Genomic DNA, 18,854 nt, shown 5'->3' with positions numbered 1-18,854 from the left:
CAGGATCGTCAGGCATGACCGAGGTATCGCAGAAGCGATCCTCTTACTTGATTTCCCAATTCTACTTGATTTCCCAGCTCGTATTATGCGGGATATCCATCGCAAAATAGCCGCCGGGGCCAACCAGCGCTGGCATGTTTATGCAAGCAAACGGCTCACTCCCGGTGATGCCTTTGTACTTTCCGGTCCCGCCGGTGATGATATGGGTGCCGCAATCCATTTTCGGCTGCGACTTATCGAGGTCACGCGTATCAAAGGTCGAGAAAATCTTGTCGCCATCGCTGTCAGCCAACACGCAGGCGCCATCGATGTACTTCTTCTCGCCGGACGCGACACTCAGCGCCGTGCAACGTGCCGACATCTTGTCGAGCATCTTCTCGCCCTTCATGTTTTCGGTTGTCCCGACCGCCTCCAGCGCGGTGGCCTTACCAAGATCGGCGATATCTAGGTCCATCAACGGGCGAAAAATGAAGTGGGTCACGTAAGGTGTGGTCCCTTTCTTCTCAATCGGCTCTCCTGAGACAGCCATTGGCGTCAAGGCCGTGAGTACTCCGGCGAAAATCGCCGTTTTGACGAGTGTGATTGCGACGGCAGGCGCCGCGATTGTGCTGAGGCTGATGGGCTTCATCGGTTCCTCCCTGGATCAAGCAGTGGTTCAGGCTCATGCTTACGACTGGCCCATGCGTGATACGCCTGCGGCGTCGCGCTTCGAGCTACCGGGCTATTCACTGAATGCATTCCAGATGCGGCAGGAACGTTGCCGCGACTTCGCGTCTCATCGGCGAAATCGATTGGAGCGCGAAGGTCTCTCGGGAGATGCTAGAAGCATCCGCCGAGACCTTGGTCACGTCCGATAGCTGTTATGGGCTTCAACAAATCTACCACGTCCAAACTGTCGGAGTGAGCGTACTGCAGGCCTCGATTACCTTGGGCTGATCAATTTTGATTTCAACCTCTTCAGCCACGCCAATGCGCCCCTGTTGACGACAATCTCAACAAGGTTGGTATCCCCTACGCCAGCGTGTGAACGATGACAGGCCCGGCGACCGCCGTAATCGGTCCGGTGAGCAAGGGCGACAAGTTCTGTTCGATCCACGCGAGCCCGCGCCGGTTCGATTCCTCCGCGCTTGCATAATTATTGAAGATGCTGATCGCCGTCACAGTGTCGTCCGGCTCATAGACCACGTAATAGGCCATGAAGCCTTCGACATCGCTGATGATCGGAATAGCGCCTTCCTTGATCCGGACGGCCAGCTCTTCGGCCATGCCCGTCTTGGCCTTACCCTGACGAATGGCGGCATACATGAGACATCCCTCCACCGTTCGGCTGTCCGGACATTGCGGTTGCGGCGATCTTTCATCGCACGCACTCATCCGCTTGCGGGCCGGCAGCAGGATTTCCCGCGCATCAGATCGTGTTCGCTCACAAGCTGCCGGGAGATCAAAACCTCCCGGCTCTTTCATTCGCGTTTCAGTAAACCCACCGGCGGCAAACGCCCCCGCGCCAATACGCACACCTTCGCACGGCTCGACGCGTCTGGCGGATGGTGGTCCTGGCGACGCAGATACCACCAACGCGTGTCCTGCCCGGGCCACAGCCATAGGCGACATCCGTGACGATGCCCTCCGGCGCATGAACCGGCGCAACCGGCATAGCCCTTGCTGACGTTGCAATGCCCAAGGCAACACCCAGGACAAAGGCCGCAATAGCAATCAATTTGATCATGAGCTTTCCTCCCATATTTGACGGACGAAATTGCCGAGACTAGTGCGCTGGATTTGACGTTCGTACCAGCATTGCAGCGAGTCCTCGGTGCGAACGTCAAATCCGTAAAGCGCACTAGCTTCACAGATTTGCTAGTGTCCCTTCTGGTTCTAACGTTCGCAAACGAGAGTGCGACAAAGCCGTGCGAACGTTAGAACCGGGACACTAGTAACAGCCTTCAGGGGGTAGCCGCGCCATTGTAGGAGCACTTTGATTTATGCCAAAACGCTTTTCGCGAAGTTCGCTCCCAGAAGCGTCAATCGCACCGCACCATGCGACACAACTTCTCGCGACGATCGGCGCATGCTCGAAAACACCCTCTCTGCAGTATGATGATGGCAAGGAGGGAGGTGAGCATCATGCGCATTCAACATTGGCAAGACATTGCCAGCCTGTTGGTGGGCGTGTGGCTGGTGGTATCGCCGTTCTTTCTCGGTTTCGCCGGAGCGGCAACGTGGATCACCATCGTGCTTGGAATCTGCGTCGTTCTGTTTGCCGTGGAGGGTTTCGTCATTCCGTCCTATCTGGAGGAATGGGGAGAAATTCTCCTTGGCTTGGCTCTGCTGGCTGCCCCCTGGACGGTCGGCTATGAAGCAGGAGCAGCGACGGTCAACAGCGTGGTGTGTGGCCTGCTGGTGATCCTGTTTGCGGTCTGGGAATTGATGACCGATCGTGATTTCACCACGTGGTGGCACGATCGCTGGCATCACCCGGCCAACTGAGAGCGGCTTAAACCTAAACCTGTCCCGTGTCAGCGCGGCTGCAAGCGAGGTGTCTTCACCGGGTAGATACCCCTTGGCCAATGCGGCAGCAGTCCTGACATAGAAAGAGAGAAACGTGCGGGACCTAATAGCGGCCCCGCACGCAAGCCTGTGTCACGACGCGGTGCGCGGCTCGAACGGCTGCCAGATGCTGATTTTGCGCGTCTCTGGCATCAGGAACAGCGCGAGCACGAAGCAGATGGCTGGAACAACGATCGGGTAGATCAGCGCATATCCGACACTGTTCGTCGCCGCGAACGCTGCAGACGTGATGAACGGCACCAGCCCGCCGCCCCAGCCGTTGCCGATGTGATACGGCACCGAGACCGACGTGTAGCGAATTCTGCCGGGGAAGTATTCCGCGAGGAACGCGCCCACCGGGCCATACACCATCCCCACATAGCAAACGAGAATGAAGATGATGAAGATCGCGACCGGGTAGTTGATGTTGCCGGGCTGCGTCACGGTGCCCAGCCACAAGTACAGCGGATAGTACGTCAACGCGGCGAGCAGCATGCCGCCCAGGATCACCGGCTTGCGGCCGATGATGTCGGACAGCCAACCGAAGAAGATCAGGCTCGGCGTTGCAAGCAATAGCGCGGCTCCCACGATATAGGCCGACGTCAACGGATCCACCTTTGACACCTGCTGCAGGAAGTACAACGCCCAGAACTGGCCGCTGTACCAGACCACGCCCTGACCAATCAGCACGATAGTGGCGATGCCGACATATTTCATGTTGCTGCTGAGGAATGCTTCCTTCCACGGGTTTCGGGTCATCTGCCCCCTCGCCTTGATCTCCTGGAAGATCGGCGTCTCCTGCAGCTGGAGGCGAATGTAGATGGCCACCGCAACCAGCGCGAAGGACAGCAGGAACGGAACACGCCACGCCCAAGCGTTGAAGGCTTCTGTTCCGAAATACGAGCGCGTGGCGATGATCACCGCCAGCGACACCACGATGCCGAGCGTTGGGGAGGTCTGAAGCCATCCGGTGTAGTAGCCGCGGCTTTCGTCCGGCACATGTTCGGCGACATAGGTGATAGCGCCACCATACTCGCCGCCGAGGCACAGGCCCTGGATCATCCGCAAGCCGAAGAGAATGAAAGCGGCGGTGAGACCAATGGACTCGTAGGTCGGGATTAAGCCGATGGCGCCTGTGCCCAACCCCATGCCGCTGAGCGTGACGAGGAAGGTGTACTTGCGGCCGATCCGGTCGCCCATCCATCCAAACAGAAACGCGCCCAGTGGACGGATCAGGAATCCTGCGGTGAACAACGCAATGGTGCTGAGCAATGCCGCGACCGGATGGGATTGTTCGAAGAACTTGACCGAGAGCACCGCGGCCAGGCTCCCGAAGATGTAGAAGTCATACCACTCGATGACGTTTCCGACCGACGCGGCGACGATCACGCGGCGGAAATCCCTGGGGACTTCAATAGCCATGTTGGCCTCCTCTTTACGTCAAGAAGCGCCTCCCTGTTTCAGTGCTGATTGTCTCGCGGCACTGCCTGCGCGCGGCGTCTGGGGCGTCTGCAAGAATGTGTCTGCGATGGCGTCCATAACGCCCTGCCTCAGGGGAACTTTGTGCCACCTGAGGAAAGCTCCAGCGGGCCTTTTCGAAAGCGCCGCGAGCACTACTGCTTCTTCCGCATTGCGTCCGGGGATGAAGCGATTTCTGAAGTCTAATCCCGAAAGCTCCGGCTCCGAATAGGACTTTTGGCCCAGTCGATTGAAACGAGAATTAAATTTTCAAGTTCCTGCAACCTATTGAGGCCTTCCAGAGTCATGAATGCGTCATCTGAGGATTTGTTGCGTATGCTGACGGAACTTTTTACGCGGTTGCGCGAATGGCTCAGGCCGAAGCTTGAAGCCAACGTGCCATCTGACCAAAGCGAAGATCGTTCCTCGCTGGCCGACCTTGCCCGGCTCCTCAAGGAGAGCGAGCCGCCTCGCTGATACTTCACGTCACGTATCCTGATTCATAGATCAAGCGGATACCGGTTTGGCGCACGTAGCGGCTTCTGGACCGTTGCGCGCCGCTCGACATGCGCACTGTCGCGCATCACAATGACGGGCGTCGTCTCACGGAAATCCCCAATGTCTGCCTTTTGCTCCCCGCCCCGATCGCAGGAGACCAACATGCAACCCAGGCTGCGCCGATTGTCCATCGCCGCCATGTGCGCTCTGCTGGTGTGCAGTTTCGCACCGGCGGTATTCAGCCAGCCCGCGCAGTCAGCGAAACTCGCGGTAGCGAGCTTCACTTTCGAAGACACCTCCGGTGAAGCCAAGACGGACACAGCGCAGCACGACGCCCTGCTGAAGGACTTCCAGTCGATCGTGAGCAAGACATTATCCGATAAGCTGAAGCTCGATGTGGCGCCGCTGCCCTGCGCTCCGGACAAATGCTCCATCGGCGACCCCGGCATGGAAGCGCTAGCGGACATGGCGAAGAAGGCCGATGCGCGCTACCTCGTCGCAGGCGGGCTGCACAAGATGAGCACGCTGGTGGGCTGGGCCAAGGTCGTGGTCGTCGATCTCGGCCCGAACGGCAAGGTCTGCGATCGGCTGCTCTCCTATCGCGGCGATAATTCGGAAGCCTGGGAGCGCGCCGCAAAATTCGCAGCCCGCGACTTGATCGACCACTGCATGCAGTGAAAGGCGCTTGCCCTGCCAATATGTCCGCCGGAGCCGCGCGATGAACGATACTCACCTCCCGTGCGACAAAGGGGGACGAGGAGCGCCCCGGCATGGACTGGATACCCATGGTTTTAATGATCGTCACTTACCTGATCGCCCGTGAGGCGGTTCAGGGTTGGCGCGCCCTTTTCATCCTTATCGCTTTGACCAGCATCATGATCCTTGTGGCGATCCTCACCGGCCATGATCCCGAGGGGACGTGGATGTATTCAGCCGGACCACCCCTCAAGATCAGCGTCAAGCCGACCTATCTCGCCAACGCCGCCGTGATCGCGGCATCCATCCTCATGCTGGCGTTTCAGCGGTTTGCAAAGAAGCCAGCCGCGAGAGAGCTGGACATCAACACGTAGGGAAAAACCGTGGAATGAGCTGGCGGGATCAGGCGAAATAGTGATGATGGTCACTGCGCCGCGGCCGTGAAACTATAGCCTCGGATCTATCAACGGCATCCTGAAAGTGAACCGCGTTTCAACCATTGAAGACGCCACCTCCAGCGTGCCGCCATGCGCCTTGGCAATCTCCGAGGCGATATAAAGACCTAGGCCCAGCCCCTGCATCGACGGACGCACCGCTCCGCGATAGAATGGCTGGAACAAATTCTTCATGGCTTCTTCGGAGATTGGCTTACCGCCATTCGCGACGGAGAGTTCGAACACGCCGTCTACGGTTACCGCATGCACGCGGATGGGTGCATCGTGTGCGCCATGGGTGAGCGCATTTCCAAGCAGGTTGGACAACAATTGCGCGATCCGCTCGGCGTCGCAGAACACCGGCGTCTCAAGCTCAAACTGCGTATCGATCGAGCGCTCCGGATGGGCCGAAGCCAATTCCGCCACCACTTGATCCAACACCGGCTCCACTGCGCAGATCGCAGCGTGCATCGTCAGGCCACCGCCCAGCCGCCCTCGCGCGAAATCCATGACGCTCTCGATCAGCCGCGCCATGCGCGTGACGCTGTTTTGCATCATCGCTTCGATCTTGACCGCGTCTGCCGGTGTCTTGGCCTTCAGCATCAGCCGGGCTCCGGAGGACAGGGACGCAAGCGGATTTCGCAGGTCATGGCCGAGCACCGCGATGAACTGTTCACGCAGTTCGGCCGTCTCGCGCTCCGCGGTCAGGCTAGCCTGGGTGGTGGCGTGCTTCGTTTCGCTTTGATGCCGCGCAGCCTCCGACGCATCGCGTGCATCAAGCAGCTCACGCTCATATCTGCGCCGGTCCACGGCCTTGAAGATGGTCAGGCGCGTGAACAGCAATCCCCCGGCTTCATCCCGGCGCTCGATGGCATTGGCGATGACAGGTAGGCGAGCGCCTGCCTTGGTCACCATGTCGATCGCAAACTCGTTGAAAAATCCCTGCATGCGCAGTAGCGGCGCCGCATGCGTTTCGAAGAAAATGCGGCCTGCGATATTGAGCAGATCGCTAAGGCGCTTGCCTACAAGCTCCGCGGCCTCGTAACCCAACCATGTTGCGAACGTTCGGTTGGCCTTGAAGATACGGCCATTGGATTGCAGCGAGATATAGCCGCAAGGCGCGTTTTCGTAGAGATCTTCCAGATCTTCGACCGGCATCGGGTCGATATCGCCTTTCACGTCAGACAAAAGAGCGGATCGCCGCGGTGACTTCGTCCGGCGCGCTCAAATTCGGACAATGTCCCGTCGCCTTCAGCAAAACCAGTTCGCTACCGGGAATACGGCTTTGGACATACGCGCCGACCTGTTCACCGGCGATGATATCCTCGCTGCACTGAAGGATCAGCGTACGCGCTGAAACTTTTGGCAGATCATCTCGGTTGTCTGAGGTGAAGGTAACGCGCGCGAACGCCTTGGCGATTTCAGGATCGGTGCGGCAGAAGCTATTGGTCAACTCCTCGCCCAGTTCGGGGCGATCCGGATTCCCCATGATGACGGGAGCCATCTGCCTCGACCAGCCCATGTGGTTCTCTTCAAGAAACGACAGCAGCTCCTCGATCTGCTGGGCATTGAAACCGCCGAAATAGTCCTCGTCGTCGATATAGCGGGGAGATGGTCCGATGAGCACCAGGCTTCCGAACAGATCAGGCGCTTTGAGCGACGCCAGAATACCGATCATCGCGCTGACCGAATGGCCGACGAAGACCGCATTCTTCAACTGCAATTCGCGACCGATCTCGATCACGTCGTCAGCGTATCCGGTAAGCGTCGCGTATTTGACTGGGTCGTAGGCCGAGAGATCGGAGCAGCCGGACCCGACATGATCGAACAGCACGGTTTTAAAATCCTGCTCAAAGGCTGGCGCCACGAAGCGCCACATATTCTGATCACACCCAAAACCGTGAGCGAAGACGATGGCGCGCCGCCCGCTTCCGCGGGTTTCGACGTTATTGCGCTTCATAACTGACACGAGAGTTTCCCGAACGCGCCGCACGGCGCATTTCCTAAAATGGAGCATACACCATTAAATCGGCCACGTAGCCATTACCACCGCACCTCCAAGAGCCCGACGAACGCTCTCATGCGGCGAGGATATTAGGGTCGGAAAGACGACTTAGCGCGGCTTATTGGAGGCCTTGGGTGCTTCGTCCTCGCGCAACAACTTCACAAGGTGCGCGAGCGAGGATCTGTCCCCTTCCGGCACCTCTGACCGATCAGTTTTGAGAGGCTGGAGGTGGAACCACCGCAAAAAAAGTTCCCTGATCATCAGGCGTTCTCCCCCATGTGTCAGCCACATGACGCCCCGCCCGGCCTTTTGGTTGCATTACTTTGCGAAAATAATGTGGTGGTTCCGGCACTTAAATCTTTGCATTTGCCGGAGAACCACCATCAGGGATCACGAAATTCGCCCATGCCCGGCGAAGCAGGCAAGCAACACGTACACGCCGGTGTTGGCGATGCCGCGCGGCATAATAACCATCGACCCACCGCCGCGTTGATCTAACATATGACCGCTGCTTTCGGGACACTCGGCTGCCCTCGAACAGGTGCGCTGACTTTAACGTGCTGCGCAGATGCGGAATGAACCACGCGTGTCGTGCGCCCTGTTGCAGGGAGTATTGCAGACGATCCTTGATCACTCGGAGCGCGTGAATGAGATCGATCACGGCCGTTGCGGCCCACAGGCTGGGCAAGTTTCTCACCAAGGATTTCCGCCGGGTATTCGGCTCGGCTCACGCTGACGAGGCGGAACGTCTCGGCTCCGCCGCCCGCGCCACCATCGAATGCCTCGCCGGCAGTGACGCGCTCTATCACACTTACGAGCATACATTGCAGGTGACCATGGTGGGGCGCGATATCCTGCAGGGCATGATGGTGTCGCGGCGCATCGAGCCATCCGACTACAGCCACTTGATCGTCGCCTGCCTGCTCCACGACATCGGCTATGTGCGCGGTGTGCTCAGCGGCGACACCGAAACCGAATTCGTCGCAGACGCCACCGGTCGCAAGATCACCCTACCGCGCGGCGCGTCGGACGCATCGCTGGCGCCGTATCACGTAGACCGCTCGAAAATATTCGCCTTCGAGCGGCTCGAGAAGAATCCGACCATCGACGCTGCACGCATTGCCGAAGCGATCGAAATGACGCGTTTTCCTGTGCCAAAAGACAGGCAGAGGGAGTGCGGCCTTGAACCGAAACTGGTGCAAGCCGCTGACTTCATCGGCCAGCTTGGCGATCCGCTGTATCTGCGCAAGGCCAACGCGCTGTTCTATGAATTCGAGGAAACCGGCACCAACAAGCAGCTCGGCTATTCCTCACCTGCCGACATCATCGAGAAGTATCCATCGTTCTTCTGGGACAGCGTCTCGATCCATCTCGACGACGGCATCAAGTACCTGAACATGACAACCTGCGGCCGACAGTGGATCGCAAACCTTCACCATCACGTGCTTTGCGCCGAACGCGCCCAGCGGCTGATGGGGCCGCAGGTGTGAAGGTTTGGGCGGCCATCCCTTCCTATCCGCGCAATGCTTCTCTTTTGGAAGCAACATTGCCGCCGGACAGAAATCCGGAAACGGCATCGAGGAAAAGCTCGGGCGATTGCAATTGCGGAACGTGAGCGCAGCCCGGGAGAATGACGAGTTTCGCATCGGGCAAACCGGCGGCAAGCTCGTGGGACATCGGTGGCGGCGTCGCCTCATCGTGCTCGCCGACGAGCACCAGCACGGGCGCACTCACCTTCTCGAGTTGTGGCCGTAGATCCAGCGCCGCCAGCGATTCACAGGCCGCGCGGAAGACGCCGGTGTCCGTGCGAAGGAATGCCTCGCGGCGGTCCTGCATCAGTTCTGGGTTCTTCTCTTGAAACTCGGGCGCGAACAGTCGCCGCATGGCGACATCGGTGATCGCGGCCAAGCCTTTCGACACGGCTGCACCAGCCATGTTGCGGAAAGCCTGCCGGCCCGGTTCGGAGAAGGCTGCGCCGCAATCAGCAAGAACGAGCCTGCTTGCGAGCGCTGGGTGGCGAATGGCCATCTGCAGTGCGACGAAGCCGCCGTAACCGTTTCCGAGCACGATAGCGTCTTCACCGGCGGCGCGATCCGTCACCGCTTCAGCCATCCGATCGGCAACCGCGCTGAGTCCGCCATCGACGGCCTGCGAAAGACCGAAACCGGGAAGTTCCGGAACCACAACCCGGAACGACGTTGAAAGGGACGGAACGATCCGGTCGAAGCTCGCGCGATCAGAAAGCAGTGAATGAAACAGGAAGAGCAACGGCCCCTTGCCGAACTCCGCTGCGTTGACAGTGCCCTTTGCGAGACGCCGGTCCATGAATTTCTCTCTTTCAAACAAATGGTTGCGCCGCGCCTCAACGTCGCAAAGCGCCGCATTGCCAACCGATTGATAGATCACCTGAGGATCTTTTCAAAGCTCAAATTGAGTTGACGTGATATATCACGAGTGCAAGATAAGCTGGAATTTTGGAGGCAGTTTTGATGCTGCTACGCGAAAACGTATATGATAGCCTGCGATCTGATATCCTGATGTGCAGGATAGCTCCAGGTGATGATATCCGCGAACACGAGTTGGCGGAGCGCTATTCCGTTAGCCGGCAACCCGTGCGGGAGGCGCTGGCGAGGCTTGAGCGCGAGCATCTGGTCACCGTCCAGCCGCGCCAGGGCTACCGGGTCAATCCGATTTCGCTCTCTGATGCCCGGGACCTGCTTCGCTTCCGCCTCGCGGTCGAACCCGCATGCGTGTCTGAAGCCATCGAGCACGCGTCCGACAGCGTGTTGCGGTCGCTCGATGAATTCCGCCGGTTCGATGGGCCTGGAGAGGCCTTCATTGAATACAACCGCGCCTTCCATTCCGCGCTCGCGGAGGCTTCCGGAAACCGCCGCATGGCGGCCGCGGCGCGTGACCTGATCGAACAGGCAGACCGGCTGGTGCGTGTCAGCATCGCCAACGTCAAGGGCGGGCGCGACCACATGCAACTTGTCGCGGAGCACGTCGACCTCATCGACGCGATGCAGCGCCGGGATACGCGCGGCGCTGCGCGCATCATCAAGGCTCACATTCAAAAAACCGAGAAGCGCGTGCTGCCGGCCCTGGCGCGCAACGCAGTGATTATCGAAGGAAGACACACATGAATATCCCAAGCAAATCAGCCACCATTGAGGTCCAGGTTCACGGCAACTTCATCGATGGCCGCGAGATCGAAGCCGGCAACGGCGAATTGCTGGATGTTCGCAATCCGGCGACCGGCGATGTCATCGCACGCATCCCGAATTCGACGTCAGCTGATATCGACCGCGCAATGAAGAGCGCACGTGCAGCCTTCGAAGGGCGCGAATGGGGCGGCATGGACGTTCGAGCGCGCGCACGTCTCGTCAATCGGCTGGCTGACGCCTTCGAGGCCAATCTCGAAGCACTGTACCGCCTCGAGACGCTGAACAACGGACGCCCGGTGAACGAAACCCGCGCCCAGCTCGCTCGCCTCCCCGACTTCTTCCGCTATGCTGCGGGCCTTGCGCTGTCGCGGCGCGACGCGGTCATTCCGGTCGAAGGTTCGTATTTGAACTACACCTTGCGCACGCCGATCGGTGTTGTCGCAAACTGCACGCCGTTCAATCACCCCTTGATGATCTTGTGCAAGTCGCTGGCGACCGTCCTCGCAACCGGCTGCACGACGGTGGTCAAGCCTTCCGAATATACTCCGCTGACCACGCTGAAGCTCGCACAGATATTCTCCGAAGCGGGATTGCCGCCTGGCGTCTTCAATATCGTTCTTGGCCTTGGCCAGAGCGCGGGCAAGATGCTGGCAGAACATCAGGACATCAACAAGCTGGTGCTGACCGGCGGAACTGAGGCCGGGCGCATCGCCGGCAGCGCCGCGGCGAAGGTCTTTGCGCACCAGACCATGGAGCTTGGCGGCAAAACGCCGGTGATGGTGTTCGACGATTTCGATGTCGATCAGGCCGTCAACTACGCCGCCTTCGGCGCGTTCATCGGCGCCGGACAAACTTGCGTTTGCGCATCACGTCATATCGTTCAGGCTTCGATCTATGACGAATTCGTCGAGAAACTGAAAGCCAAGACGCGGTCAATCCGCATCGGCGATCCGTTCGACCCGAGCACGCAGCTCGGCCCCGTGATCTCGGCGCGCCAGCGCGACCGTGTGTTGTCCTATTCGCAGTTCGGCCGCGATGACGGCGCGCGTCTGGTGACGGGCGGTATCGCGGCGAAAGTGCCGGGCCACGATGGCGGATTCTTTGTCGAGCCGACCGTCTTCGCCGACGTGCGCTCCGACATGCGGATCTTCCAGGAAGAAGTTTTCGGACCGTTCACATCCGTCACCCCCTTCAAGGATGAAGCGGATGCGCTGCGACTCGCCAACGACTCGCCGTTCGGACTGGCGGCGGCCATTCGCACCCGTGACATTGGCCGCGCCCACCGCGTGGCCTCGAGTGTCAAGGCGGGCATTGTCTGGATCAACGATCACCACCGTCTCGATCCGGCCTCTCCGTGGGGCGGCGTGGACGACAGCGGCATCGGCCGTGAATGCGGCACAGAGAGCTTCGATGATCACTTCAACACCAAGAGCGTCATGGTCGCTACGGCGGACAAGCCGTTCGACTGGTATCGCGACACGGCGGATCAGAAACGACTGAACTGACGCATCAATAACCGGCAGCCACGAAACGTTCCGCAGAGAACGGACTGGCTACCGAACCGACATCAATGACAATGCACACGGGGAGTAACGCGTATGTCTTCTACAACAGTGAATGCCGGCGGCCGGCTGGATCGGCTGCCGATTGGTCCATTCCACTACCGCATCATGACGCTGATCGGGATCGGAATGTTCTTCGACGGTTTCGATATTTATCTCGCCGGCACGGTGCTCGGCGTGACGCTGAAAACCGGCTTCTCCACACTTGCCCAGAATGCCATTTTTATTTCGGCGACGTTTGTGGGGATGATGGCCGGCTCGTTTGGCACCGGCTTCGTGGGTGACCGGTACGGCCGGCGCTTCTCCTATCAGTTCAACCTGCTGGTGTTTGGCCTTGCGTCGCTGGCCGCAGCGTTTGCGCCGAACATGACGATCTTGATCATCTGCCGCTTCATCATGGGTGTCGGGCTCGGCGCTGAGAACGTCGTCGGCTATTCGACCATGACGGAGTTCGTGCCGGCACGTTCGCGCGGCAAGTGGCTCGGCCTGATGACCGTCTGCGTTGTCACAGGCCTTCCGATCTCCCTTCTCATTGCATCCATCGTCGTGCCGATGTTGGGCTGGCGCGCCATGTTCATCATCGGCGGTATTGGTGCGCTCATCGTGTGGTATCTGCGCAAGAACCTGCCCGAGTCCCCACGTTGGCTCGAAGCCGTCGGCCGCAAGGACGAGGCTGAGAAGTTAATGCAGGAGATCGAGCGTGAAGCAGCCCAGGGACAGCCGCTTCCACCACCAGCCACGACGGTGACCGTTGCTGCCTCGCCTGATCTGGCGACGCTTTTTACTGCACCCCTGCTGTCACGGATGATCGTAGGCTCGGTCTGCCTGATCACGATCAACACGCTGCTCTACGGCTTCGTCACCTGGCTGCCGGTTTTCTTCATCAAGCAGGGACTGAGCGTTGCGACGTCGTTCGGCTATTCATTGCTGATGGCGCTGGGCGCGCCGGTCGGATCTGCCATCGGCGCGCTAACCGCTGATCGCTGGGGACGCAAGCCGATCATTATCGGCGCGTCCGTTATCTCCGTGATCCTCGGAATCATCTATCCGATGATTTCGGACCCGGTGCTGCTGCCTGCGGTCGGGTTTGCGCTGACCATTCCGATCTACGTCCTGGTGGCGCTGCTGTTCGGAATTTACATTCCCGAGCTGTTCCCGACAGAGGTGCGGCTCCGGGCATCCGGCATCGTCAACACACTGGGTCGCGGTGCCACGATCGTTACACCGTTCCTGGTTGTCACGCTCTTTGAAGCCCGTGGCGTTGCCGGCGTGATGTCCCTGATGATCGGCCTGCTGGCGTTGCAGATCATTGTCGTTTGGGCGCTCGGCATCGAGCCGAGGCACCGAAGTCTTGAAGAACTCAAGGGCGAGGAAGGCAATGCAGCGGTGATGAAGCAGCAAGCGTCCTGATCTGTCCTCGAATACCAGACATCGAAAGGCCCGGTATCCGCCGGGCCTTTTCGTTTGATCGATGATGGGATGATCCCTTCCGCTTGCACCGGCAGCTCGCGTCAATCCCCTGTTCGTGATCGGCGGCAACGAACCCGCCTTCTCTCCGGAGCGACCAATGTCCGAGGAGACCAGACATGAAACGCTTTTTCGTCATTGCACTATTGCTCGCGGGCACTGCCGTCGCCCAGGCACAAGACTACAGGGAAACCTGGGAGGATGTCCAAAAGCCATGGCGGCTGAATTCAGAGATGGACGCGGAGCTGCAAGCCGACGGTCAGGTTTGCGACCAAGAGGTCGGGGTACAACTATGGGGCAGAGTATCCCCCGCTTATCGAAAATGCATGGCGCGGCATCATTGGAAGCTTAGTCACGTTGAGCGTCTGCGACACCCACAACAACCGCCCGATGATTGGGGGTCGGAGCCCGTAGAAGCCGAGACCCCGGCACCGCCAATACTACCGGACGTAACCCCGGAGCCCCCGATTATTCTGGACATGCCGCCCCCGCCGGACCTCCATCCGTTCAATCCGAACTTATAGAGCCTGGTTCACGGCTCGTTCTGGACCAACATCCGCTGAACTGCAGACAAAGCGAAGCCCGGCGCGAGGCCGGGCTTCAATTCAATCTCGCCAAAGACCGCGTTTCGGAAATCAGTATTTCGCGACCGACGGTCCGCCTCAGTTGAAGCGGTAGACCAGCGAGCTGCTGATGGTCTGCACGTAAGGCTTGAATGCAAGAGCGAAACCGGTGGGCGTGCCGGGTGGATCTGAGAGACCGACACTCTTTTCGTTATACTCGGCGAGGCGATATTCGGTTTTCAAGAACCAGCCGGGAGCCGTCACACCAAAGATATTGAGCGAATTTTCGATGCCGCCGCCGATAAACCAGCCATCGAAATGAGTGCGATCGCCATATGCTTCAATGCTGGGATCGTCGATATTCGACAGATAGGCGCCCTTGAATTCAGCACGGCTATAGCCGCCGTTGACATAGGACAGCACGTTCGGCGCGACAAGATAACCGACGCGAAGGCCTGCCGCATAATTGAGATCGTTCTTGGCCGTGCCGGTAATGTCGAAAAGCCGTGGCGATGACATCGTCTGCGTGATGTTACCGAATTGCGCATCAGCGAAAACACCGGCAACCCATGACCCATTGAGCTGCTGGTCATAGCCCACACTCACGGTGCCGAATGCACCGCTGCCTCCACTGCGCACGGACACATCCAGCGGACCGCTAGCGTCCAGCGTCGTGCTGTCCGCGGTCGACATGCCGTACCCACCACCGCCGCCGATGTAAAAGCCGGTCCAGTTAGAAGCCGGCATCGCGGGAGCCTTGGTATAGAGCGGCGTGTCAGCGGCGACCGGAATGCCATCCGCATTGAAACGATAAACCAGCGAGGTGCTCGCGGTCTGAATGATGGGCTTGAAGCGAATGTCAGCTCCGGGAGGAGCCCCCACAACAGCAACATCCTTGCCGCCGTAGTCAGCAACACGGTACTCGCTTTTCATGAACCATCCCGGCGCCGTGATGCCGAGAATGTTGAGCGAGTTTTCAAAACCACCGCCGACAAACCAGCCGTCGCGGCCGAACTTGGCAGTCCCCGAAGTAAGGCTGTCACCTTCATGTGAGTAAAAATTTGCGCCGCTGAATTCAGCGTGACTGTAACCCGCATTGACATAAGACAGGACGTTCGGCGCGACCAGATACCCGAGCCGTGCGCCGGCAGCGTAGTTGAGATTGTTCCTGGTCGAGCCGAAAACATCTGCAAAGGGAACAGAAATAGACCCGCTGATGTCGCCAAATTGCGCGTCGGCGAACACGCCGCCAACCCAGCGGCTGTTGAACTGCCAGTCGTAGCCGCCGCCGACGGTCCCGAAATAGCCCCGGCCGCCGGTGTGCTCGCCGCTCCCGATCGGCGCCCCCCGGACAATAAACTGCTGGTCGGCATCCCACATGCCGTAACCGCCCCCGCCCGAAAGGTAGAAACCCGTCCAGCTAAAAGCCGGCGCGACAGGCGCTTTGGTGTAGACGCGCGCACCAAGGTCAGCGGCGTTTGCGGTCGTGACGGCGGCGAGGATCGCCACCATTGGGGAAAGCCGCACTGCAAATTTCATTGGCACCATACCGGTTCGATTCCGTCGTTAACCGATACAGTTCACTGCCGCGCAAAGCTTGGGCTGTACGGCAATAGATTAGGAAAGAACGATGTTTTCAACGATTTGAGGCCGGAGTGTCGATTTAGCCACAGACAGCAAACCGCGCTGTGGCTGGAAGCAAGCCCATTCAACAAATTGGATTGGGACAAAACGGAACGAGACCTGCATACCAATGGGCGTTCGTCCGGAGTGAAACGTGAGGCAGGCTCTATAGATTCGGATTGAACGGATGAATGTCCGGCGATGGCACCTGCTCAAGAACAATCGGCGGCGCCGGCGTCACGTCTACCAGCGGTGGGGGCGATGGCATATCGATATCGGGCGGCGGTGTGGGTGAATCGTCATCAGGCGATTCTTGCAAGGGTTCAGGTGTCCTGACGAGACGGCGTGAGACGTAACGGTATCCCAGTTCCCGCATACATCTCTTATAGGCAGCAGTAGCACCATGGTAGACTCCAGTTCTTTCGTCACACAACCGGATGTTTGCTTCACCCACGGCGTCAGGACGCTTGTGACCGTGCGGGCGAATGGTGTCGTGATAGGTGTAGACGATGTGATCGGCTTGGGCGTATGGCGCCGATATGCAGAGCAACGACAAGACGACTAAAGTGCGTTTCATTGACTTTCTCCCTGCTGGATTCGTCACACGGCGAACGCATCGGTTCACGACTAGACGGTTACAAACTGGACAGGTTTCGGATTCGATTTTGATGTGCTGATGCAAAAAAGCCCGGCACAAGGCCGGGCTTCGATTCAATTCCTGCAGAACGTTTCGACGTATGACTATTCGCTGCGAAGCGGTCCGCCTCAGTTGAAACGATAGACCAGCGAGCTGCTGACGGTCTGCACATAGGGCTTGAACGCGATTGCGAAGACGCTTGGCCCGGCTGGTTCAGGCATATCGATGTTCTTTCGGTTGTACTCGGCGACACGGTACTCGGTTTTCATGAACCAGCCGGGAGCCGTCACGCCGAGGATATTGAGCGAATTTTCCACGCCGCCGCCTATAAACCAGCCGTCGAAATGAGTCTTTCCGAGCGTGGCGTCGATCCCGCCGTTATCAAGTCTCGACAAATCGGCACCCTTGAAGTCGGCATGGCTATAGCCGCCGTTAAGGTAAGAGAGCACGTTCGGCGCGACAAGATAACCGAGGCGAAGGCCGACTGCATAATTCAGGTCGTTCTTTGTCGGGGCGGCATTGCCAAGGGCGCCCGGTGTGATCGTTGCCTTGATGTCGCCGAACTGGGCATCGGCGAAAATGCCGGCAACCCATGAACTGTTGAACTGCTGATCATAGCCGCCGCTCACAGTGCCGAATACACCGCTGCCACCGGTGCGCACGGAAGCACCGATCGGATCGCCGAAGAGCAGTGTCGTATTGTCTGCTGTCGACATGCCGTAGCCGCCACCTCCACCGACGTAGAAACCAGTCCAATTGGAGACCGGCATCGCGGAAGCCTTGGTGATGAGCGGCGCACTGACAGGAGCCGGAACGCCGTCCGCATTGAAACGGTAGACTAGTGAAGTGCTGGCTGTTTGAATGACGGGCTGAAAGCGAATGGCACCCGTCCCGGACGCGCCAGCAGGGAATACAAGAGCAACATCTCTGATGTCGTATTCAGCGACACGGTACTCGCTCTTCATGAACCATCCCGGAGCCGTGATGCCGAAGATGTTGAGTGAATTCTCAAAACCGCCACCGACAAACCAGCCGTCGCGGCCGAATTTGGGAGTCGTCGTGGCAGGAGGGATTGGCACCCCAATTGAGATAATGTTCGCGCCGCTGAATTCGGCGTGGCTGTAACCGGCGTTGACGTAGGACAGGACATTCGGCGCGACCAGATATCCAAGGCGTGCGCCGGCCGCGTAGTTGAGGTTATTCCTGGTGTTGCCGAGAAAGCCTATAGCGGGGCCAGCAATGGTGCCACTGATGTCGCCGAATTGCGCGTCGGCGAAGATACCGCCGACCCAACGGCTGTTGAATTGCCAGTCGTATCCGCCGCCGACAGTCCCGAAGTAGCCTCGTCCACCGGTGTGCTCGTCAAGCCCGGCCGGCGTGCCGTTGAGAACGAGCTTTTGGCGCCCATCCCACATGCCGTAACCTGCGCCGCCCGAGAGGTAGAAACCGGTCCAGCTAAAAGCCGGCGCGACAGGCGCTTTGGTATAGACGCGCGCACCAAGGTCAGCGGCGTGGGCCGATGTCACGATGGCCAGGGCCGTGAGCGTGGAAACAGTTCGCAGTAAGAATGTCATTGCAAAGCACCGGCTTGAGTCTCTCCTCAAATCGATACAGTTCGCTGGCACGCGTGGCTTGGGCTGGACGACGATAGACTAGGACAGGACGATGATTTCAACGATTTGAGGCCAGTGTGTCGATTTAGCCACAGACAGCAAATCGCGCGACGGCTGCAAGCGAACTGATTCAGCAAATCGTATCGGCACAAAACGGATGAATGTCCGGCGATGGCCCTGGATCGACCTGCGGCGGCGGCGTCATGTCGATCGGCGGCGGCGGGGATGACGATGGAATATCGACGTCCACCGACACCGGCGAAGAACCATCATCCGGCGATTGTTGCAACGGTTCAGGCGTTCTGACGAGGCGGCGTGAGACGTAACGGTACCCCTGTTCACGCATGCATCTCTTGTAAGCCGCAGAAGCCTCAAGGTATTGAACGCCTAATCTTTCGTTGCACAACTGGGTACTCGCCTCGCCTACAGCGTCGGGTCGCTTGTGGCCGTGCGGGCGAATGGTGTCGCGATATGTGTACTCCATGTGATCAGCTCGAGCGTGCGTCACCGAGAGGCCGATCAGCAACAAGATCATTGAAATGCGTTTCATTGGCTGTCTCCCTGCTGGATTCGTCACACGGCGAATA

Annotated in this window: 19 protein-coding genes; 8 read left to right on the top strand and 11 right to left on the bottom strand. The window is 59.0% G+C overall.

All coding sequences use genetic code 11. The annotated features are described in order from the left end of the window. Positions 1-61: 61 nt before the first annotated feature. From ACZ5C3_RS08520 to ACZ5C3_RS08510, 3 genes are all read right to left on the bottom strand, one after another. Positions 62-628, bottom strand: coding sequence for a hypothetical protein (locus ACZ5C3_RS08520; protein ID WP_464036855.1), 567 nt, complete (start codon positions 626-628; stop codon positions 62-64). 383 nt (positions 629-1,011) lie between these two features. Further along, positions 1,012-1,305 (bottom strand): antibiotic biosynthesis monooxygenase, encoded by a 294-nt coding sequence (locus ACZ5C3_RS08515; protein WP_464036853.1) that lies wholly within the window; start codon positions 1,303-1,305, stop codon positions 1,012-1,014. Between the two features lie 166 nt (positions 1,306-1,471). Beyond that, on the bottom strand, positions 1,472-1,726 hold the full coding sequence (locus ACZ5C3_RS08510) for a hypothetical protein (RefSeq protein WP_464036852.1): 255 nt from the start codon (positions 1,724-1,726) through the stop codon (positions 1,472-1,474). Positions 1,727-2,124: 398 nt separating this feature from the next. On the opposite strand from ACZ5C3_RS08510, the gene ACZ5C3_RS08505 reads away from it, so the two are divergent. After that, positions 2,125-2,487 carry an SPW repeat domain-containing protein gene (locus ACZ5C3_RS08505; RefSeq protein WP_464036850.1) on the top strand — a complete coding sequence of 121 codons (363 nt, stop codon included), beginning with the start codon at positions 2,125-2,127 and terminating at the stop codon, positions 2,485-2,487. A gap of 153 nt (positions 2,488-2,640) precedes the next feature. Here ACZ5C3_RS08505 and ACZ5C3_RS08500 read toward each other — a convergent pair whose 3' ends face one another. After that, the gene (locus ACZ5C3_RS08500) at positions 2,641-3,969 is read right to left on the bottom strand and encodes an MFS transporter (RefSeq protein WP_464036848.1); all 1,329 of its coding nucleotides are present in this window, start codon (positions 3,967-3,969) and stop codon (positions 2,641-2,643) included. Between the two features lie 372 nt (positions 3,970-4,341). Here ACZ5C3_RS08500 and ACZ5C3_RS08495 point away from each other — a divergent pair, with 372 nt between their 5' ends. From ACZ5C3_RS08495 to ACZ5C3_RS08485, 3 genes are all read left to right on the top strand, one after another. Continuing rightward, positions 4,342-4,482 (top strand): hypothetical protein, encoded by a 141-nt coding sequence (locus tag ACZ5C3_RS08495; protein WP_464036847.1) that lies wholly within the window; start codon positions 4,342-4,344, stop codon positions 4,480-4,482. Between the two features lie 183 nt (positions 4,483-4,665). Next, positions 4,666-5,181: a DUF2380 domain-containing protein gene (locus ACZ5C3_RS08490; RefSeq protein WP_464036845.1), complete on the top strand. Its 516-nt coding sequence runs from the start codon at positions 4,666-4,668 to the stop codon at positions 5,179-5,181. Between the two features lie 92 nt (positions 5,182-5,273). Then, on the top strand, positions 5,274-5,573 hold the full coding sequence (locus ACZ5C3_RS08485; RefSeq protein ID WP_464036844.1) for a hypothetical protein: 300 nt from the start codon (positions 5,274-5,276) through the stop codon (positions 5,571-5,573). Positions 5,574-5,645: 72 nt separating this feature from the next. On the opposite strand, the gene ACZ5C3_RS08480 is transcribed toward ACZ5C3_RS08485, so the two are convergent. Then, a complete protein-coding gene (locus ACZ5C3_RS08480; protein ID WP_464038293.1) occupies positions 5,646-6,791 on the bottom strand; it encodes a PAS domain-containing sensor histidine kinase in 1,146 nt (381 codons plus the stop codon). Positions 6,792-6,813: 22 nt separating this feature from the next. Beyond that, positions 6,814-7,602, bottom strand: coding sequence for an alpha/beta fold hydrolase (locus ACZ5C3_RS08475; protein WP_464036843.1), 789 nt, complete (start codon positions 7,600-7,602; stop codon positions 6,814-6,816). 683 nt (positions 7,603-8,285) lie between these two features. Between ACZ5C3_RS08475 and ACZ5C3_RS08470 the strand changes: the two genes are divergently transcribed. Continuing rightward, positions 8,286-9,128: an HD domain-containing protein gene (locus ACZ5C3_RS08470; protein WP_464036841.1), complete on the top strand. Its 843-nt coding sequence runs from the start codon at positions 8,286-8,288 to the stop codon at positions 9,126-9,128. A 22-nt stretch (positions 9,129-9,150) separates the two neighbouring features. On the opposite strand, the gene ACZ5C3_RS08465 is transcribed toward ACZ5C3_RS08470, so the two are convergent. Beyond that, positions 9,151-9,963 carry an alpha/beta fold hydrolase gene (locus ACZ5C3_RS08465; protein WP_464036839.1) on the bottom strand — a complete coding sequence of 271 codons (813 nt, stop codon included), beginning with the start codon at positions 9,961-9,963 and terminating at the stop codon, positions 9,151-9,153. Between the two features lie 164 nt (positions 9,964-10,127). On the opposite strand from ACZ5C3_RS08465, the gene ACZ5C3_RS08460 reads away from it, so the two are divergent. From ACZ5C3_RS08460 to ACZ5C3_RS08450, 3 genes are all read left to right on the top strand, one after another. Next, positions 10,128-10,781, top strand: coding sequence for a GntR family transcriptional regulator (locus ACZ5C3_RS08460; RefSeq protein WP_464036837.1), 654 nt, complete (start codon positions 10,128-10,130; stop codon positions 10,779-10,781). Then, the gene (locus ACZ5C3_RS08455) at positions 10,778-12,307 is read left to right on the top strand and encodes an aldehyde dehydrogenase (protein ID WP_464036835.1); all 1,530 of its coding nucleotides are present in this window, start codon (positions 10,778-10,780) and stop codon (positions 12,305-12,307) included. Before ACZ5C3_RS08460 ends, ACZ5C3_RS08455 begins: the two co-directional genes overlap by 4 nt. A 93-nt stretch (positions 12,308-12,400) precedes the next feature. Then, the gene (locus ACZ5C3_RS08450) at positions 12,401-13,774 is read left to right on the top strand and encodes an MFS transporter (protein ID WP_464036833.1); all 1,374 of its coding nucleotides are present in this window, start codon (positions 12,401-12,403) and stop codon (positions 13,772-13,774) included. Positions 13,775-14,493: 719 nt separating this feature from the next. On the opposite strand, the gene ACZ5C3_RS08445 is transcribed toward ACZ5C3_RS08450, so the two are convergent. The 4 genes from ACZ5C3_RS08445 to ACZ5C3_RS08430 all read right to left on the bottom strand — a co-directional run bounded on the left by ACZ5C3_RS08445 (position 14,494) and on the right by ACZ5C3_RS08430 (position 18,817). Further along, the gene (locus ACZ5C3_RS08445; protein ID WP_464036831.1) at positions 14,494-15,933 is read right to left on the bottom strand and encodes an outer membrane protein; all 1,440 of its coding nucleotides are present in this window, start codon (positions 15,931-15,933) and stop codon (positions 14,494-14,496) included. A 250-nt stretch (positions 15,934-16,183) separates the two neighbouring features. Next, entirely contained in the window at positions 16,184-16,594 is a 411-nt protein-coding gene (locus ACZ5C3_RS08440; RefSeq protein WP_464036829.1) for a hypothetical protein, read from the bottom strand. A 188-nt stretch (positions 16,595-16,782) separates the two neighbouring features. After that, the gene (locus ACZ5C3_RS08435; RefSeq protein WP_464036827.1) at positions 16,783-18,228 is read right to left on the bottom strand and encodes an outer membrane protein; all 1,446 of its coding nucleotides are present in this window, start codon (positions 18,226-18,228) and stop codon (positions 16,783-16,785) included. Positions 18,229-18,397: 169 nt separating this feature from the next. Beyond that, positions 18,398-18,817, bottom strand: coding sequence for a hypothetical protein (locus ACZ5C3_RS08430; RefSeq protein WP_464036825.1), 420 nt, complete (start codon positions 18,815-18,817; stop codon positions 18,398-18,400). Between the last annotated feature and the right edge of the window lie 37 nt (positions 18,818-18,854).

The sequence above is a fragment of the Afipia dichlorophenoxyacetatis genome (assembly GCF_055386385.1).
Note: the sequence above shows the minus strand (reverse complement) of the source record. Positions and strands in the feature narration are given on the sequence as shown.

Bases quoted from the DNA above. Each gene is read 5' to 3' on its own strand.
- ACZ5C3_RS08520 (WP_464036855.1), bottom strand. From the start codon at position 628: ATGAAGCCCATCAGCCTCAGCACAATCGCGGCGCCTGCCGTCGCAATC.
- ACZ5C3_RS08515 (WP_464036853.1), bottom strand. From the start codon at position 1,305: ATGTATGCCGCCATTCGTCAGGGTAAGGCCAAGACGGGCATGGCCGAA.
- ACZ5C3_RS08510 (WP_464036852.1), bottom strand. From the start codon at position 1,726: ATGATCAAATTGATTGCTATTGCGGCCTTTGTCCTGGGTGTTGCCTTG.
- ACZ5C3_RS08505 (WP_464036850.1), top strand. From the start codon at position 2,125: ATGCGCATTCAACATTGGCAAGACATTGCCAGCCTGTTGGTGGGCGTG.
- ACZ5C3_RS08500 (WP_464036848.1), bottom strand. From the start codon at position 3,969: ATGGCTATTGAAGTCCCCAGGGATTTCCGCCGCGTGATCGTCGCCGCG.
- ACZ5C3_RS08495 (WP_464036847.1), top strand. From the start codon at position 4,342: ATGCTGACGGAACTTTTTACGCGGTTGCGCGAATGGCTCAGGCCGAAG.
- ACZ5C3_RS08490 (WP_464036845.1), top strand. From the start codon at position 4,666: ATGCAACCCAGGCTGCGCCGATTGTCCATCGCCGCCATGTGCGCTCTG.
- ACZ5C3_RS08485 (WP_464036844.1), top strand. From the start codon at position 5,274: ATGGACTGGATACCCATGGTTTTAATGATCGTCACTTACCTGATCGCC.
- ACZ5C3_RS08480 (WP_464038293.1), bottom strand. From the start codon at position 6,791: ATGCCGGTCGAAGATCTGGAAGATCTCTACGAAAACGCGCCTTGCGGC.
- ACZ5C3_RS08470 (WP_464036841.1), top strand. From the start codon at position 8,286: ATGAGATCGATCACGGCCGTTGCGGCCCACAGGCTGGGCAAGTTTCTC.
- ACZ5C3_RS08465 (WP_464036839.1), bottom strand. From the start codon at position 9,963: ATGGACCGGCGTCTCGCAAAGGGCACTGTCAACGCAGCGGAGTTCGGC.
- ACZ5C3_RS08460 (WP_464036837.1), top strand. From the start codon at position 10,128: ATGCTGCTACGCGAAAACGTATATGATAGCCTGCGATCTGATATCCTG.
- ACZ5C3_RS08455 (WP_464036835.1), top strand. From the start codon at position 10,778: ATGAATATCCCAAGCAAATCAGCCACCATTGAGGTCCAGGTTCACGGC.
- ACZ5C3_RS08450 (WP_464036833.1), top strand. From the start codon at position 12,401: ATGTCTTCTACAACAGTGAATGCCGGCGGCCGGCTGGATCGGCTGCCG.
- ACZ5C3_RS08445 (WP_464036831.1), bottom strand. From the start codon at position 15,933: ATGAAATTTGCAGTGCGGCTTTCCCCAATGGTGGCGATCCTCGCCGCC.
- ACZ5C3_RS08440 (WP_464036829.1), bottom strand. From the start codon at position 16,594: ATGAAACGCACTTTAGTCGTCTTGTCGTTGCTCTGCATATCGGCGCCA.
- ACZ5C3_RS08435 (WP_464036827.1), bottom strand. From the start codon at position 18,228: ATGACATTCTTACTGCGAACTGTTTCCACGCTCACGGCCCTGGCCATC.
- ACZ5C3_RS08430 (WP_464036825.1), bottom strand. From the start codon at position 18,817: ATGAAACGCATTTCAATGATCTTGTTGCTGATCGGCCTCTCGGTGACG.